General features: G+C 75.5%; 11 protein-coding genes and 1 pseudogene. 2 read left to right on the forward strand and 10 right to left on the reverse strand.

Going from position 1 to position 13,889, the window contains the following annotated elements:
* Positions 1-298 precede the first annotated feature (298 nt).
* Positions 299-745, forward strand: a complete 447-nt coding sequence (locus tag MUU72_RS08800) for a subtilase-type protease inhibitor (protein ID WP_248012590.1) — start codon at positions 299-301, stop codon at positions 743-745.
* A 137-nt stretch (positions 746-882) separates the two neighbouring features.
* Here the strand turns inward: MUU72_RS08800 and MUU72_RS08805 are convergent, their stop codons facing one another.
* The 10 genes and pseudogenes from MUU72_RS08805 to MUU72_RS08850 all read right to left on the reverse strand — a co-directional run bounded on the left by MUU72_RS08805 (position 883) and on the right by MUU72_RS08850 (position 12,268).
* A complete protein-coding gene (locus tag MUU72_RS08805) occupies positions 883-1,947 on the reverse strand; it encodes a S1 family peptidase (RefSeq protein WP_443743060.1) in 1,065 nt (354 codons plus the stop codon).
* A gap of 409 nt (positions 1,948-2,356) precedes the next feature.
* Positions 2,357-3,283, reverse strand: coding sequence for a slipin family protein (locus tag MUU72_RS08810; protein WP_248012591.1), 927 nt, complete (start codon positions 3,281-3,283; stop codon positions 2,357-2,359).
* A 185-nt stretch (positions 3,284-3,468) separates the two neighbouring features.
* Positions 3,469-4,380: a S1 family peptidase gene (locus MUU72_RS08815; protein WP_248012592.1), complete on the reverse strand. Its 912-nt coding sequence runs from the start codon at positions 4,378-4,380 to the stop codon at positions 3,469-3,471.
* Between the two features lie 397 nt (positions 4,381-4,777).
* Entirely contained in the window at positions 4,778-5,593 is an 816-nt protein-coding gene (locus tag MUU72_RS08820) for a DUF1684 domain-containing protein (RefSeq protein ID WP_248012593.1), read from the reverse strand.
* Position 5,594: 1 nt separating this feature from the next.
* Positions 5,595-6,914, reverse strand: coding sequence for an LLM class flavin-dependent oxidoreductase (locus MUU72_RS08825; protein ID WP_248012594.1), 1,320 nt, complete (start codon positions 6,912-6,914; stop codon positions 5,595-5,597).
* Positions 6,911-7,954: an LLM class flavin-dependent oxidoreductase gene (locus tag MUU72_RS08830; protein ID WP_372503043.1), complete on the reverse strand. Its 1,044-nt coding sequence runs from the start codon at positions 7,952-7,954 to the stop codon at positions 6,911-6,913. Before MUU72_RS08830 ends, MUU72_RS08825 begins: the two co-directional genes overlap by 4 nt.
* 52 nt (positions 7,955-8,006) lie before the next feature.
* Entirely contained in the window at positions 8,007-8,819 is an 813-nt protein-coding gene (locus MUU72_RS08835) for an amino acid ABC transporter ATP-binding protein (protein WP_282503820.1), read from the reverse strand.
* Positions 8,816-9,492 (reverse strand): annotated as a pseudogene (locus MUU72_RS08840) (ABC transporter permease family protein); the annotation flags it as partial. The pseudogene MUU72_RS08840 and the gene MUU72_RS08835, both read right to left, overlap by 4 nt.
* Before the next feature lie 11 nt (positions 9,493-9,503).
* The gene (locus MUU72_RS08845; RefSeq protein ID WP_248012595.1) at positions 9,504-11,408 is read right to left on the reverse strand and encodes an FAD/NAD(P)-binding protein; all 1,905 of its coding nucleotides are present in this window, start codon (positions 11,406-11,408) and stop codon (positions 9,504-9,506) included.
* Entirely contained in the window at positions 11,405-12,268 is an 864-nt protein-coding gene (locus MUU72_RS08850) for an amino acid ABC transporter permease (RefSeq protein WP_248012596.1), read from the reverse strand. Before MUU72_RS08850 ends, MUU72_RS08845 begins: the two co-directional genes overlap by 4 nt.
* Before the next feature lie 639 nt (positions 12,269-12,907).
* Between MUU72_RS08850 and MUU72_RS08855 the strand changes: the two genes are divergently transcribed.
* Positions 12,908-13,873 (forward strand): ABC transporter substrate-binding protein, encoded by a 966-nt coding sequence (locus MUU72_RS08855; RefSeq protein WP_248012597.1) that lies wholly within the window; start codon positions 12,908-12,910, stop codon positions 13,871-13,873.
* Positions 13,874-13,889 lie beyond the last annotated feature (16 nt).

Genomic DNA, 13,889 nt, shown 5'->3' on the forward strand with positions numbered 1-13,889 from the left:
CGGACGCCAACGAGCTCAGCCCTTCGGCCAATCCCCGGAGATCGAAGCCCGCCCGAACGACCGGTCGGCGGCCGGAACCGCCCCTCGCGGGCGCGGCGCCGCCCGGCCCGGGGGCCCGGCATCCGTGCTGGCCGCACGCCGCCCCGGGGCCGCCGGCCCCGCCGCCCCCGGGCGCATTCGCGCCATTACCGTCAGCTTTCATCTATCGACCAAAAGTGATCGGGCCGCGTGCGTTTGAGATGCGGTTGGGCCACACTCGCGTCCGGTATCTGCACCCAAAAGCAAGGGAGTTTTCGTCATGCGGTACATCACTGGGGCGATCGCGCTCGGTTCGGCGCTGGTTCTGGGCTCGCTGGCCCCCACCGCGCAGGCCGTTGCCGCGCCGGCCCAGCCGGCCCGCACCGGGGGTCTCTACGCCCCGACCGAGCTGGTCCTCACGGTCGGCCGGGGCGAGTCCCGGGCGACCGCCACGGTGGAGCGCGCGGTGACGCTCAGCTGTATGCCGGTGGCCGCCGGCAGCCACCCGATGGCCCGGGCCGCCTGCACCCAGCTGCGCACCGTCTCCGGCGACTTCAACGCGGTCACCGAGGCCGCGGCGGCGAACGACCGGGTGTGCACCAAGGAGTGGGACCCGGTCGTGGTCACCGCGGACGGCGTCTGGCAGGGCCGCCGGGTCTCGTACACGCACACCTTCGCCAACCCGTGCGCGATGACGGGCGGCAAGGGCGCGGTCTTCGAGTTCTGAGCGGACCGCCACCGGCCCGCCGCCCGCTGACGTAACGCCAGGAGGACGGGCGGACAGGGCGCCGCACACCACCGGCCCCCGGACGAGGAGAGCGTCCGGGGGCCGGTGCCTGTGGGGCGTCGGGGCCGTGCGGCCCGTCAGCCGATCTGTGCGCCGTACGCCTGGAGGGCCGCCGGCACCGGCTGGAAGAAGGTCTCCCCGCCGCTGGAGCAGTCCCCGCTGCCGCCGGAGGTCAGGCCGAGGGCGCTCTCCCCGTCGAAGAGGGCGCCGCCGCTGTCACCGGGTTCGGCGCAGACGTCGGTCTGGATCAGCCCGTCGACCGTGCCCTCCTGGTAGTTGACGCTGGCGTTCAGCGCCTTGACGGTACCGTCGTGCACCTGGGTGGTGCTACCGCTGCGCTGCACCTTCTCGCCGACGGTGGCGTCCGCGGCCTGGGTGATCTTCTGGGTGCTGCCGTTGTAGAGGTCCACCTCGCTGGGGTGGGCGGTGTCGCCGGTGTACTTGGAGAGGGAGTAGTCGCTGCCGGGGAAGGTGGACTCCTCGGTGGTCGCGATCTCCTGACCGCCCTGCTGGTCGGACCAGCTCTTGACGGCGTTGCCGCAGTGGCCCGCGGTCAGGAAGTACGGCTGACCGTCCTTGACCACGTTGAAGCCGAGCGAGCAGCGGGCGCCGCTCCCCCAGATCGCGTCACCGCCGGCGATCAGCGGTTTGAACTCGCCCTTGCTGCGCCGGAGTTCGACGGTGTCGCCGAGCCCCTTGGTGACCTTGGTGAGCCGGGCCAGCGCGGCACCGGTGACGGTGCGGTCGGCGGTCACCACGACCTTGTTGGACCGGGGGTCCATCGCCCAGGCGGTGCCGGGGATGGTCGCCCTGGCCTTCAGCGTCCGCCGGGCCGCGTCGAGCTGGGCCATCGAGTGCCGGACGATTCTGGCCTCGGCGCCCTTGGCCCGGACGGTCGCGGCGGATGCCTCGTCGACGACGTTGACGACCAGCTTCCGGGCCGCGGCGTCGTAGTACGCGCCGGCCGTACCGGCCTTCAGCTGGGACGCCAGGGCGGTCGCGGCGGACGGGGAGAGCGCGGCCGCCGCGGAGGCGGGGGCCGCGTGGGCGTTGGCGAGGGTGACGGTCGCGGTGGCGGCCAGCGCCAGGGCGCCGGCGCCGGCCAGCATCGTGCGGCGGCGGGGTATGCGTCGGTGCTTCAACTCAGAGCCTCCCGTGGGGGGTTGGGCCCGGACTGTGGGGAGTCGCAAGGGGCCCGAGAGTGCAGGGTGAGGTACCGAGCACGGACGGCTCGGCCCCGGGCGGCCGCCCCGGGGAGACGCGTCCATGCCAACGTTCGGAGCCGAGTATTCCCACCGGCCGCTCCCCCGCACAAGACCGTGTTCCGGTCTCGGGCAGGGGAGTTCACGTTTTCACCACACCCCGTTCACACCGATATCCGCGCACCCGGGTCCTGAGTGCGGACATCAGAGGGCACGCGGCGGCTTCGGCGGCGGGCGAAGTGTGAGGACGGCGGCTGTCCGGAAACGCACCCCACCGCACAGCGGAGCGCACGGGCAAGGCGCACGTGAAGGCCGCCGCACCCGGGTGCGGCGGCCTTCCGTCACGGGGTCACAGCGGTGGCTGCGGGAAATCGGCCTCGGGGAGGTCCTCCAGCGGCGGCAGGCCGTCACCGGCCGGGCGCTCGGGGACGGCCGGGTGCGGTGTGCGGGCCCGCTCGGCCTCCGCCGCGGCCCGCGCGGCCTCCGCCTCCGCGTGCTCGGTCTGCGCCTGGGCCTGGAGGCCGGAGCGCTCCAGGAACCGCAGCAGCTCCACGGGGAACGGCAGCACCAGCGTGGAGTTCTTCTCGGCGGCGACCGCCACCACGGTCTGCAGCAGCCGCAGTTGCAGCGCCGCGGGCTGGTCGGACATGGCCGCGGCGGCCTCGGCCAGCTTCTTCGACGCCTGGAGCTCGGCGTCGGCGTTGATCACGCGGGCCCGGCGGTCCCGGGTGGCCTCGGCCTGGCGGGCCATCGAGCGCTTCATCGTCTCCGGCAGCGAGACGTCCTTGATCTCCACCCGGTCGACGCTCACGCCCCAGCCGACGGCCGGGCTGTCCATCATCAGCTCCAGGCCCTGGTTGAGCTTCTCGCGGTTGGACAGCAGATCGTCCAGCTCGCTCTTGCCGATGATCGAGCGCAGCGAGGTCTGCGCCATCTGGGAGACCGCGAAGCGGTAGTCCTCGACCCGGACGACCGCGTCGGCGGCGTCCATGACCTTGAAGTACACCACCGCGTCGACCCGGACGGTGACGTTGTCGCGGGTGATGCCCTCCTGGGCGGGCACCGGCATCGTGACGATCTGCATGTTGACCTTACGCATCCGGTCGACGCCCGGGATGATCATGGTGAAGCCCGGACCGCGCACCGGGGCGGTCAGCCGGCCGAGGCGGAGCACCACCCCTCGTTCGTACTGTTTGACCACCCGCGCGGCGGCCATCAGATAGACCGTCCCCGCGGAGGCCAGGCCCACCACGGCCGCCACCACTTCTCCGACCATCACGGCCCCCTGACGCGTGCCGTGCGGCGCGTACGGAATGTGTCCGGATACGTCGCGTTACGTCGCTTTCGTCTCCCATGGTAGGCCCGGGGCCGGGGGTGGTCGAGGCCGGCCGGGAGGCGCGACGGGCCCCCGCCGGCCGGCTCGGCGGGGGCCCTCGTACGCGGTCAGCCGGTGGCCACCGGTCAGTACACGCTCACGCCGTACGCGCTGAGCGCCTCGGTGACGGGCTGGAAGAAGGTGGTGCCGCCGCTGGTGCAGTCGCCGCTGCCACCGGAGGTCAGGCCCAGCGCGGTGCTGCCCGAGTAGAGCGGGCCGCCGCTGTCACCGGGCTCGGCGCAGACCGTGGTCTGGATGAGGCCGGAGACGATCTCGCCGTTGCCGTAGTTGACCGTGGCGTTCAGGGCCGTGACCTTGCCGGAGTGCACGCCGGTGGTGGAGCCGCGGCGGGTGACCGACTGGCCGACCGTGGGGTTCCCGGCGCTCGTGATGTCCTGGCTGCCGACCGTACCGGCGTGCGCCACCGAGGTGTTGGTGTACTTCACGATGCCGTAGTCGTTGCCCGGGAAGCTGGTGCCGGTGGTCGGGCCGATGCTCGTGGTGCCGGAGGAGTTGGTGTACCACGGCGGCTTGCCGTCGGTGCAGTGGCCGGCGGTCAGGAAGTAGTAGGTGCTGCCGCTGCGGACGTTGAAGCCGAGCGAGCAGCGCCAGCTGGGGGCGTAGATGGCGTCGCCGCCGGAGAGCAGTTTGCGGATCTTGCCCGCGGTGCGCTCGATCCGGACCGCGCCGGCGTTGCTGCCGGCGGCCTGCTGGATCTTGGCGAGCTGGGCCCTGGAGACGGTGCTGTCGGCGGTGACGACCAGGGTGTGGGTCGCCGGGTCGACCCGCCAGGCGGTGCCCGCCACGTCGGCGGCGCGGACCGCGTTGCCGGCCGCGGTGAGCTGGGCGGCGCTGAACGTCCGGTCGGGGGCGGGGGTCTGGGCGCCGGCGGCGGTCGGCACCGCGACGGCGCCGGCCGCCAGCAGTGCGGACGCGGCGGCGATCAGCCGGGTGCGTCTCGCCACGCCGCTGCGGGGGGTGGTGCGCTCGTTCCTCACTGATTCCTCCGAGGGGGATCGGGGGCCGCCGGGGCGGCCCGTGAGGCGCAGCCGGGGACGCGCGGACGCGCGCAGGGGTGACCCCGCGCATCTTTTGCGTGCCCCTGACAAGCGCTCGCTGACCGGGAGTGTCGGGTGCCCCGCCCCCGCCGCGCAAGAGGGCCTGCGCCGACCCGGGCCCCGCGCACCGCCGCGCGGGGGCACCTCAACGGGCCCTGGACGGCGTCCGGTTGGCGCGTGACCTCGTACTACTCCCCCGCCGGTGCGGCCGGTGGCCGGGGCCGCCGGACACCAGGACCGCGTGCCCGGCCAGCAGGGCCGCGGCGGCCGGCCCGCCGGTCGCGGCCGGAACTCCCCGCTCCGGCAGGCCCGTCGGCGCCTGCCGGAGCGGTCCGGGTCAGCGGGTGCGGACGGCCCGCTCGCCCGCGCGCAGGGTGAACGGCAGGGTGTTGCCGGGCGGCGGGAAGGGGCACAGGAAGTGGTCGGAGAAGGCGCAGGGCGGCAGGTGGACGCGGTTGAGATCGACGGTGACGGTGCCGTCGGCGGCCGGGGCGGCGGTCCGCAGGAAGCGGAAGCGGTAGTGCTCGGTGCCGCTGCCGGCGTCGGCGAGCACCGCCCACAGCGAGCCGTCCCCCTCGACCGCGACCTGGAGGGTGTGCTCGTCCCCGTCGAGCGGGACGGCCAGCTCACCGCCGAGGACGAAGTCCCGCTCCTGCCCGTCGGCGTTCGGCAGCCGGACGGTGCGCGGCGCGGCGTACGGGCGGAACAGGCCCGGCCGCACCCAGCGCGCGTCGTGGTCATGGACGTCGATCCCGGGGAACCGGCTCCGGGCCGGCGCCCCGGGGTCGGTGTCCCGGACCGCCCACAGCCCCTCGCGGCGCAGCAGCACCAGCCGGCGCGCGCCCTGGGCGACGCGGGCCGCCTCGGGCCCGGTGTCCGCGCCGAGCCGGTAGCCGCCGTCGGCCGGGGCGCCGTCCACGGTGAGGCCGTCGCCGGGCGCGGCCCCCAGGACGACCGCGTCCCCGCCGGGGGCGGCCGTCCAGTGGCCGGGCAGGCCCGGGATCCGGCCGCCGGGGTGGTCGGCGAGCCAGTGGGTGCCGGCCACCGCGAGCGGGCCGTACGGGCCGGTGACCGCGGCCAGGCGCGCCGCGTGCCAGCGCTCCCAGTCCCGCCGCGCGGCGAGCGGGTCCGGTCCGGGTGTGCTGCTGGTCATCTCAGTCCTTCCGTGCGGGGCGTACCGGATCCGGCAGCCCCAGGTGGGAGCGCAGGGTGGTCCCGGCGTATTCCGTGCGGAACGCACCGCGCTCCTGGAGCAGGGGGACGACCCGCGCCACGAACGGGTCGAGGCCGCCGGGTGTGAGGTGCGGCACGAGGATGAAGCCGTCGGCGGCACCGGCGGCCGCGAAGGCGGTCATCTCGCGGGCGACGCTCTCGGGAGTGCCGATGAAGGACTGCCGCCCGGTGGTCTCGATGACCGTCTCCCGGATGGACAGGCCCTTGGCGCGGGAGACGGCCCGCCACCGGTCGGCGACCGCCTGCGGGTCGGCGATCCGGACCCGGCCCCGGGCCAGTTCGCCGTGCGGGTCCGGGTCGATGTCCGGCAGCGGCCCGTCGGGGTCGTAGGAGGACAGGTCCACGCCCCAGACCTGCTCCAGGGTAAGCAGCGCGGTCTGCGGGGAGACCTGCTGCCGGCGGATCTCGGCGGCGTGCTCCTGGGCCTCGGCCGGGGTGTCGCCGAGGACGACGGTGACCCCCGGCATGATCCTGAGGGCGTCGGGCCGCCGCCCGTACGCCGCCAGCCGGCGCTTGACGTCCGCGGAGAACGCCTGCCCGGCCTCCAGGGTGCCGTGCCGGGTGAAGACCACGTCGGCGGCGGAGGCGGCGAACTCCCGGCCCTCCGGGGAGTCCCCGGCCTGGATGACGACGGGGTGGCCCTGCGGGCTGCGCGGGAGGGGCGGCTCCCCGCGGACGGTGAAGTGCGGGCCCCGGTGGTCGACCCGGCGGGGCGGGCCGCCCTCGGGCCCGGCGTCCCACAGCTCCCGCGCGGTGGCGAGGAATTCGGCGGCCCGGGTGTAGCGGTCGGCGTGGTCGAGGAAGCCGCCGCGGCGGAAGTTCTCGCCGGTGAAGGCGTCGGAGGTGGTGACGACGTTCCAGGCGGCCCGGCCGCCGCTGAGGTGGTCCAGCGTGGCCAGCCGGCGGGCGAGTTCGTAGGGCTCGTTGAAGGTGGCGCTGACCGTGGCGGCCAGGCCGAGGCGGTCGGTGACCGCCGCCAGCGCGTTGAGCACGGTGACCGACTCGGGCCGGCCGAGCACGTCGAGGTCGTGGATCCGGCCCTTGTGCTCGCGCAGCCGCAGCCCTTCGGCCAGGAAGAAGAAGTCGAACAGACCGCGCTCGGCGGTCCGGGCCAGGTGCGTGAAGGAGGCGAAGTCGATCTGGCTGCCGGACCGGGGGTCATCCCAGACCGTCGTGTTGTTGACGCCGGGGAAGTGCGCGGCGAGGTGGAGCTGCCGGCGGGGGCGGGGTTCCGGGCTCATCGGGCGGCCTCCGGGGTGGCGGCGTAGATGCCGGCGGGACGCGGCAGGCCGAGGTGCGCGCGCAGGGTGGTGCCCTCGTAGGAGCGGCGCAGCAGACCGCGCTCCCGGAGCGGCGGGACGGTGCCCTCGACGAGCCGGGCGAGGTCGCGGACCGGGTCGGCGGGGCGCAGGTGGAAGCCGTCGGCGGCGCCCTGGGCGTACCAGTCGGTGAGCAGGTCGGCGAGGCCGGCGGCGTCGGCGGGGCTCTCCAGCTCGACCGGGAGCGAGGCCAGGACGAGCAGCCGGCCGGGGTCGCGGCCGTGCGCGCGGGCCCGGTCGCGGAGCGCGGCGCGGGCGGCGCCGGCGGTCTGCGGGTCCTCGGCCCGGACCAGTGCGACATCGGCCCGGGCGGCGGCCACCTCCCGGCGGGCCCGCTCGCCCGGCCCGCCGGTGCTTTCGGCGCCGGTCGCGTCCACGACGGTGACCGGGCGGCCCTGCGGCGGCCGGGGCACGATGGACGGGCCGCGGACGGCGAAGGTGCGGCCGGTGAAGTCGATGGGGTGCAGCTTGTCGCGGTCCACGAAGCGGCCGGTGGCCCGGTCGCGGATCTCCGCGCCGTCCTCCCAGCTGTCCCACAGCCGCCCGGCGGCGTCGGCGACCTCGCCGGCCTCCGGCCAGACCTCGGCGGGCGGCGCGGCGGGGCGGCGGCCGGTGAGCGCGGCCTCGGCCGCGGTGGTGGACACCTCCACCGTCCAGCCGGCCCGGCCGCGGCTGACCCAGTCCAGGGTGGCCAGCGCGGTGGAGACGTGGAACGGCTCGGTGTGGGTGGTGGTCACCGCGGGCACCAGCCCGATCCGTTCGGTGGCGGGCGCGATCCGGGCGAGCAGGCCGAGGGCGTCCGGGCCCGGGCCGCCGAAGCGGTCGCCGAGGGTGACGAAGTCGAGGGTGCCGCGCTCGGCGAGCCGGGCCAGGGCGGTGTAGTGGGCGGCGTCGGGGCGGAGCGGGTGCCGCGGGGCGTCCAGTGCGACGGCCAGCCGCGGCGGGTGGTGCGGTGCGGGCACGGTGGGGCCTTCCTGTGCGGGGCGGGGGTGGGGTGGGGTGCGGGGGCGGCGGTCACAGGACCTTGGAGAGGAAGGCGCGGGTCCGCTCGTGCCGCGGGCGGTCCAGCACCTGCCGGGGCGGGCCCTGTTCGACGATCCGGCCGCCGTCCATGAAGACGACGGTGTCGGCGACCTCGCGGGCGAAGCCGATCTCGTGGGTGACGACGATCATGGTGGTGCCCCGGTGCGCCAGGTCCTTGATGACGTCGAGGACCTCGCCGACCAGCTCGGGGTCGAGCGCCGAGGTCGGCTCGTCGAACAGCAGGACCTTGGGCGCGAGGGCCAGCGCCCGGGCGATGGCGACCCGCTGCTGCTGGCCGCCGGAGAGCTGCCCGGGGTAGGCGCCGGCCTTCTCCGCCAGCCCCACCCGCTCCAGCAGCTTCCGGGCGGCGGCCTCGGCCTCCTTGCGGGGGCGGCGCTGCACCGCGACCGGGGCCTCGACGAGGTTCTCCAGCACCGTCAGGTGCGGGAAGAGGTTGAAGTTCTGGAAGACGAAGCCGATACCGGTGCGCTGCCGGAGGACCTCCCGCTCCCGCAGCTCGTACAGCCGGTCCGCCGCGCGGCCGCGGCCGCCCCTGCCGAAGGCCCGGCGGGCCGGGGATTCCGCCCCGCGCCGGTAGCCGACCAGCCCCCCGTCCACGCTGATCCAGCCGCGGTCGACCTTCTCCAGGTGGTTGATGGTGCGCAGCAGCGTGGACTTGCCCGAACCGGACGGGCCGAGCACCACCGCCACCTCCCCGGCCGCCACCGTCAGGTCGATACCGCGCAGCACCTCGGTGGTGCCGAAGCTCTTGTGGACGGACCGGAGTTCGACCATGGCGTTCATCGCGCTGCCCCCTTGGCGTAGTGGCGTTCGACGTGGTGCTGGAGGACGGAGAGCCCGGTGGTGAGGAGGACGTACCGGGCGGTGGTGGCCCTCGGCAGCGGCACCACCTGCCCGTGCCGTCCGTGGACGACCCGGACCCGGTAGAAGAGTTCGCCGGTCGCCCTCACCGAGAGGACCGGGGTGCCCTTGGAGAGCGAGACGACCTCGTGGGCCGCGTTCGGCAGGAGGGCGCGCATCGCCTGCGACGGCACGGTCCGCCGCAGCCGCCGCAGCCGGGGCAGGCCCCGCGCGGCGGCCGCCAGCTGCCCGGCGGCCACCGGCCGCACCCCGGCCCGGACGGTCTCCGCGGCGTACGCGGCCTGGTGCGGCGCCGGTCCCAGGACGGCCGCGCCCATCGCCCCGGCCGGCCCCGTCGTGTCGAAGCGGAAGAAGCCGGCCCGAACGGGGTCCCGGAGTCCAGCCGCCGGGAGAGGTGGGCGGGGTTGAACCGGAACAGCAGCCGGACGAGGAGCGGGACGGCCCGGAAGGCCCGGACGTGGCCCAAGGCCACCCGGCGCAGGAACGGGCCGGCGGAGAACCGCATCAGCGCCACCGCCAGGCCCGGCGCGCAGCCGAGCGCGGTGCCGCAGGAGGTCAGCCGGAGGGTCGTCCGGACCGCCGTGAGGACCGTGGGCGGCGGGGGCATCACTGGTCAGCGGCACGGGAGTCCTCGGGGGTGGGTGCGGGGACCGGGACCGGTGGGGCGGTGCGGTCACGGAGGAAGCTGAGCAGGGCCCGCGCGGTGGCGTCGTTCTGGCGGAAGGCGGGCGCGTTGGTGCGGGGCCGGGTGAAGGCGCCGCTGCCCCGGGCGTCGGTGTGCGGGCCGAGGGCGAACCGGCGCGGGTGCGGGCGCCCGGCCCGGTCCAGGATCCGGCCGTCCGCGGGGTCGACGGCCAGCAGCCCGCCGGCGGTGGCGCGGGCGCCGTCCGCGTACAGGGCGCGCAGCAGCCGGTCCCGGGTGCGGACCACGGTCGGCTCCGGCAGCCGCGCCTCCACCAGCGCCCGGGCCTCGGTCCACGCACCGGGCACACTGGCGGACCCGGCACGGAACACCCCGCGCTCCTCGTCGGCGGTGACGGTCAGTCCGGCGCCCAGGAAGCGCACCACCCCGGCCCGGGAGAGCGCCAGCAGCTGCCGCAGCCGGGGGCCGGGCGGCCCGGAGGCGAGGAAGCTGAAGAAGCCGTGCCACCAGGGCCCGTGGTCGCCGAGCCGGACCAGCTGGCCGTAGACCGACAGCAGCGCCAGGAAGACCGCCAGGTCCGGGCTGTGCGCCGGATCGTGGCGGCGGGCCAGGTCGGCCTCGATGTGGCCGCGCAGCCCGGCCTGGAGGGCCTCGGCGTCCGGGTAGCGGACACCGTCCAGCGGGTGGTCCAGGGCCTCGGTGTCGAAGTGGTCGGCCGGGTCGGGGACGGCCGCGGACACCAGCGCCCGGAGCGCGGCGCTGCCGGGCTCGGCGGCGGCGTACTCCTCCTCGAAGTCCGGCCAGGCCATCCGGGTGCGGCCGGTGTGCGCGGTGAACAGCCGGTGGTAGTGGGCGAAGCCCAACTCCTTGTCGATCAGCGGCCGGACGTCCCGCGGGAAGTCGATCCCGCCGGGCCGGGCGAGCAGCGCGTCCACCTCGGCTGGGCCGAGGAAGCGCGGCAGCGGCGGACGCTCCCCGGACGGCGGGTAGCCGATCTTGGCGTGGTAGGGGACGCCGCGCCGCGACCCGACGTGCAGCACCGGCTCCCGGCCCGAGGGCCGGTACACCGGCTCGCCGCCGGGCCCGGTGGTGTACGTACCGCCGCGCCCCTCGGTCAGCAGCACCATCAGGTCGACGAAGGCCAGTCCGAAGCCGCGCACCAAGACCGGTTCGCCGGGCCGCAGGCGGCTCAGATCACTGTCGGCGGTGAAGGCCGGCGGCAGGTACGCCAGCCGGTGCCGGGCCGCGAAGTCCGCCAACTCCCGCTCAGTATCCGAGAGTTGGGACTCCAGATGGCCCAGGGTGAGCACCACCAGGTCGGCCTGGAGCGGAGTGGCGCGGCCCGCCAGCCACACCTGCTGGCGCCCCTCGCGCGGCCCGGAGACCCGCAGCGCGGTCCGCCGGTGCTCGTGGACGGCGATCCGGGGCGGCAGCGCGGCCACCGCCTCCTCGTGGACCCAGCGCAGGTAGGCGCTCTGCACCCGCCGCCCGGCGAAGTCCCGTGGCCCCAGCGCCGCGGCGTCCCCGGCGAGGCCGGGCGGCGCGGCGACCGCCCCGTCCCGCACCGCCCGGGCCCACTGCGCGAGCGAGGGCCCCGGCCGCACCGGACCGGCCAGCTCCACGGTGTCGTCGGTGAAGAGGGTGACGTCCTCGGCGGCGGAGTTCATCCACAGCAGCGGGGACTGCCGCTGCCGCCAGATCCGGCCGCCGCCGGGCGGGTACGGATCGACCAGGTGCAGGTCGAGCGGCCGGTCGCCGTACAGCTCGGGGGCGTTGGCGGCGATCCGCTCCACGATCCCGGTGCCCCGCGGGCCGGCGCCCACGATCACCACGGAGGGCCGGTCCGGGACCGGCGCGGCGGCGCTCACCGGGCACCGGCCGTCCCGCGCGCGTACCGCCGCTCCAGGTAGTGCTGCCCGACGCCGAGGACCGAGGTGACCAGCACGTACCACAGCGTCGCCACCAGCAGCAGCGGGATCACCTGGTAGGTGCGGTGGTAGACCAGCTGGACGGAGTACAGCAGGTCCTGGACGGCGATGACGCTGACGATCGAGGTGCCCTTGAGGGTGCCGATCAGCATGTTCCCGGCCGGCGGCAGGATCGCCCGCATGGCCTGCGGCAGCACGATCCGGCGCAGCCGCCGCCCGGCCCCGAGCCCGAGCGCCTGCGCGGCCTCCACCTGCCCGGCGCCGACGGAGAGGATGCCGGCCCGGACCACCTCCGCGGCGTACGCGGCCTCGTGCAGGGTCAGCCCGATGACCGCGACCGCCACCGGCGAGAGCAGGTTGACCGTCCGGACGCCGAGGATCACCGGGTACAGCGCCCCGATGTTGAACCAGAACAGCAGCTGCACCAGGATCGGCACGGACCGGAACAGCCAGACGTAGCCGCGGCCGACCGCGCGCAGCACCGGATTGCCGGCCAGCCGCAGCACCGCGAGCAGGGTGCCCAGGCCGAAGCCGAGGGCCATCACCACGGCGGTCAGCCACAGGGTCAGGCCCAGGCCGCGCAGGACGGCGGAGGTCAGGAAGTAGTCGGCGACCACGCCCCACTGGAAGGCGGGGTTGCGGACGACCGAGGCGAGGGCGAGGACCAGCAGGACGAGGAGGACCGCGGCGGCCGCCCACTGGCCGGTGCGGCGGCGCGGCACGATGCGCCAGGCGGCGGGATCGGGGCCGCCGGGCGGCGCGGCGGGCACGGCCGGGGCGTCGAGGGTGTCGGAAGGCATGCGAAGGCTCCGTGGACGCGTCGTTCGAGCACGGGAGGCGCCTTCACACAGGCGGAACGGGCCGCGCCCCTCAGCACGGCCGGCCTTGAGGCTATGGGGTGGACACGGCCGGTTGTCAAGGGACCGCCGGCCGCGGCCCGTTGGGTGAGCGATGGATCACGGGGCGGTTGACGCGGAAACGGATGCCTGTTCCACTTGGTCGCATGCATCCATGGCAGCGGCTGGTCACCCGTGACCACATCGACTTCGGTCGTGTGTGGTCGTCGTCCTGTTGAGCTGACCCCCTGCCCCTGAGGCCCGCCGTCCACCGGCCGGGCCGTTCCCGCGGTTTCTCCCGCCTTCCCCGCCGCGCGCCTTCACACCCGCGCCGCCCTTCGGCGCACCCCTCCCCTCGCTCCGCCCTTCTCCCGTCCGCCCGGCCCGCTCGTCCGGCCTGCCCGTCCGCCGCCGAGTGCCGCCCCAGGCCAGTGAGGCGTACCCATGCCCGCCGCGCCCCGGCCGCCCCGTGCGGCCCCTCTGACGCCCCATCACCCCGCCACCGACGCCCCTCCCCCCGCCTCCGGCCGGGAGGGGCCCCCAGCCCGCCCCGGAGACGAACGGCCCGCTGCCGTTCGAGAAGCATCTGGAGAACCCGCGCCCATGACCGCCACCCGCACCCCGCTCACCGCGCCGCGCCGCACCGTTCCGCGCGCCGCCGCGCTCCTGTCCACCGCGGCCCTGGCGCTCACCGCCTGCGGTCCGGGCGGGGCCGACACCGGCACGGTGGCCGCCGGTCCGGCCCCCGGCGCCGCGATCCCCACCACCGACGTGGTCTCCGCGGTGCGCACGGACCCGGCCGTCGCCGCGCTGCTGCCCGCCGCCGTCCGGGCCCGCGGCACCCTCGCCCTGGCCAGCAGCGTCGGCACCCCGCCCGGCGCCACCTACCTGCCCGACGGGAAGACCCTGGCCGGCCAGGACATCGACTTCGCGGACGCGGTCGGCAAGGTCCTCGGCCTCCGCCTCACCCGCGAGGTGGCGAGCTTCGAGGCGATCCTGCCGGCCCTGGGCAGCGGCAGGTACGACGTGGGCACCGGCAACTTCGGCGTCACCGACGAACGCCGCAAGACCCTCGACTTCGTCACCTACGTCAACGACGGCCAGGGCTTCGCGGCCCGCCGGGACAGCCCGCTGAAGAAGGTCACCGCCCTGACCCAGCTGTGCGGTCTGACCGTGGCCACCGGCGCCGGCACCACCTTCGAGACGACGCTGGAGAAGAACCGGCACCTGTGCCGGGACGCCGGGAAGCAGCCGTACGACGTCAAGACCTACGCCGACCAGGGCGCCCTGTGGATCTCGCTCCAGCAGGGCCGCAGCGATGTGGTGATGAGCACCATCAACGGACTGCGGTACGCCGTCCGGCAGCAGCCGGGCCTGCGCTTCCTCAACGAGTTCAAGCGCCTGGACGTCGGCTTCGCGTTCAAGAAGGGAACCCCGCTGGCACCGGCCTTCCGGGCCGCGGTCAACCACCTGAAGCAGGACGGCACCTACGACCGCATCCTGAAGAAGTGGGGCACCGGCCCCTCGGCCCTCGCCACCTCCCGGATCAGCCCGCCGGAGCTGCACTGACCCGGGACGCGACGGG

Origin of the sequence: Streptomyces rhizoryzae, assembly GCF_023155275.1 — a bacterium.
Taxonomy (GTDB): Bacteria; Actinomycetota; Actinomycetes; order Streptomycetales; family Streptomycetaceae; genus Streptomyces; species Streptomyces rhizoryzae.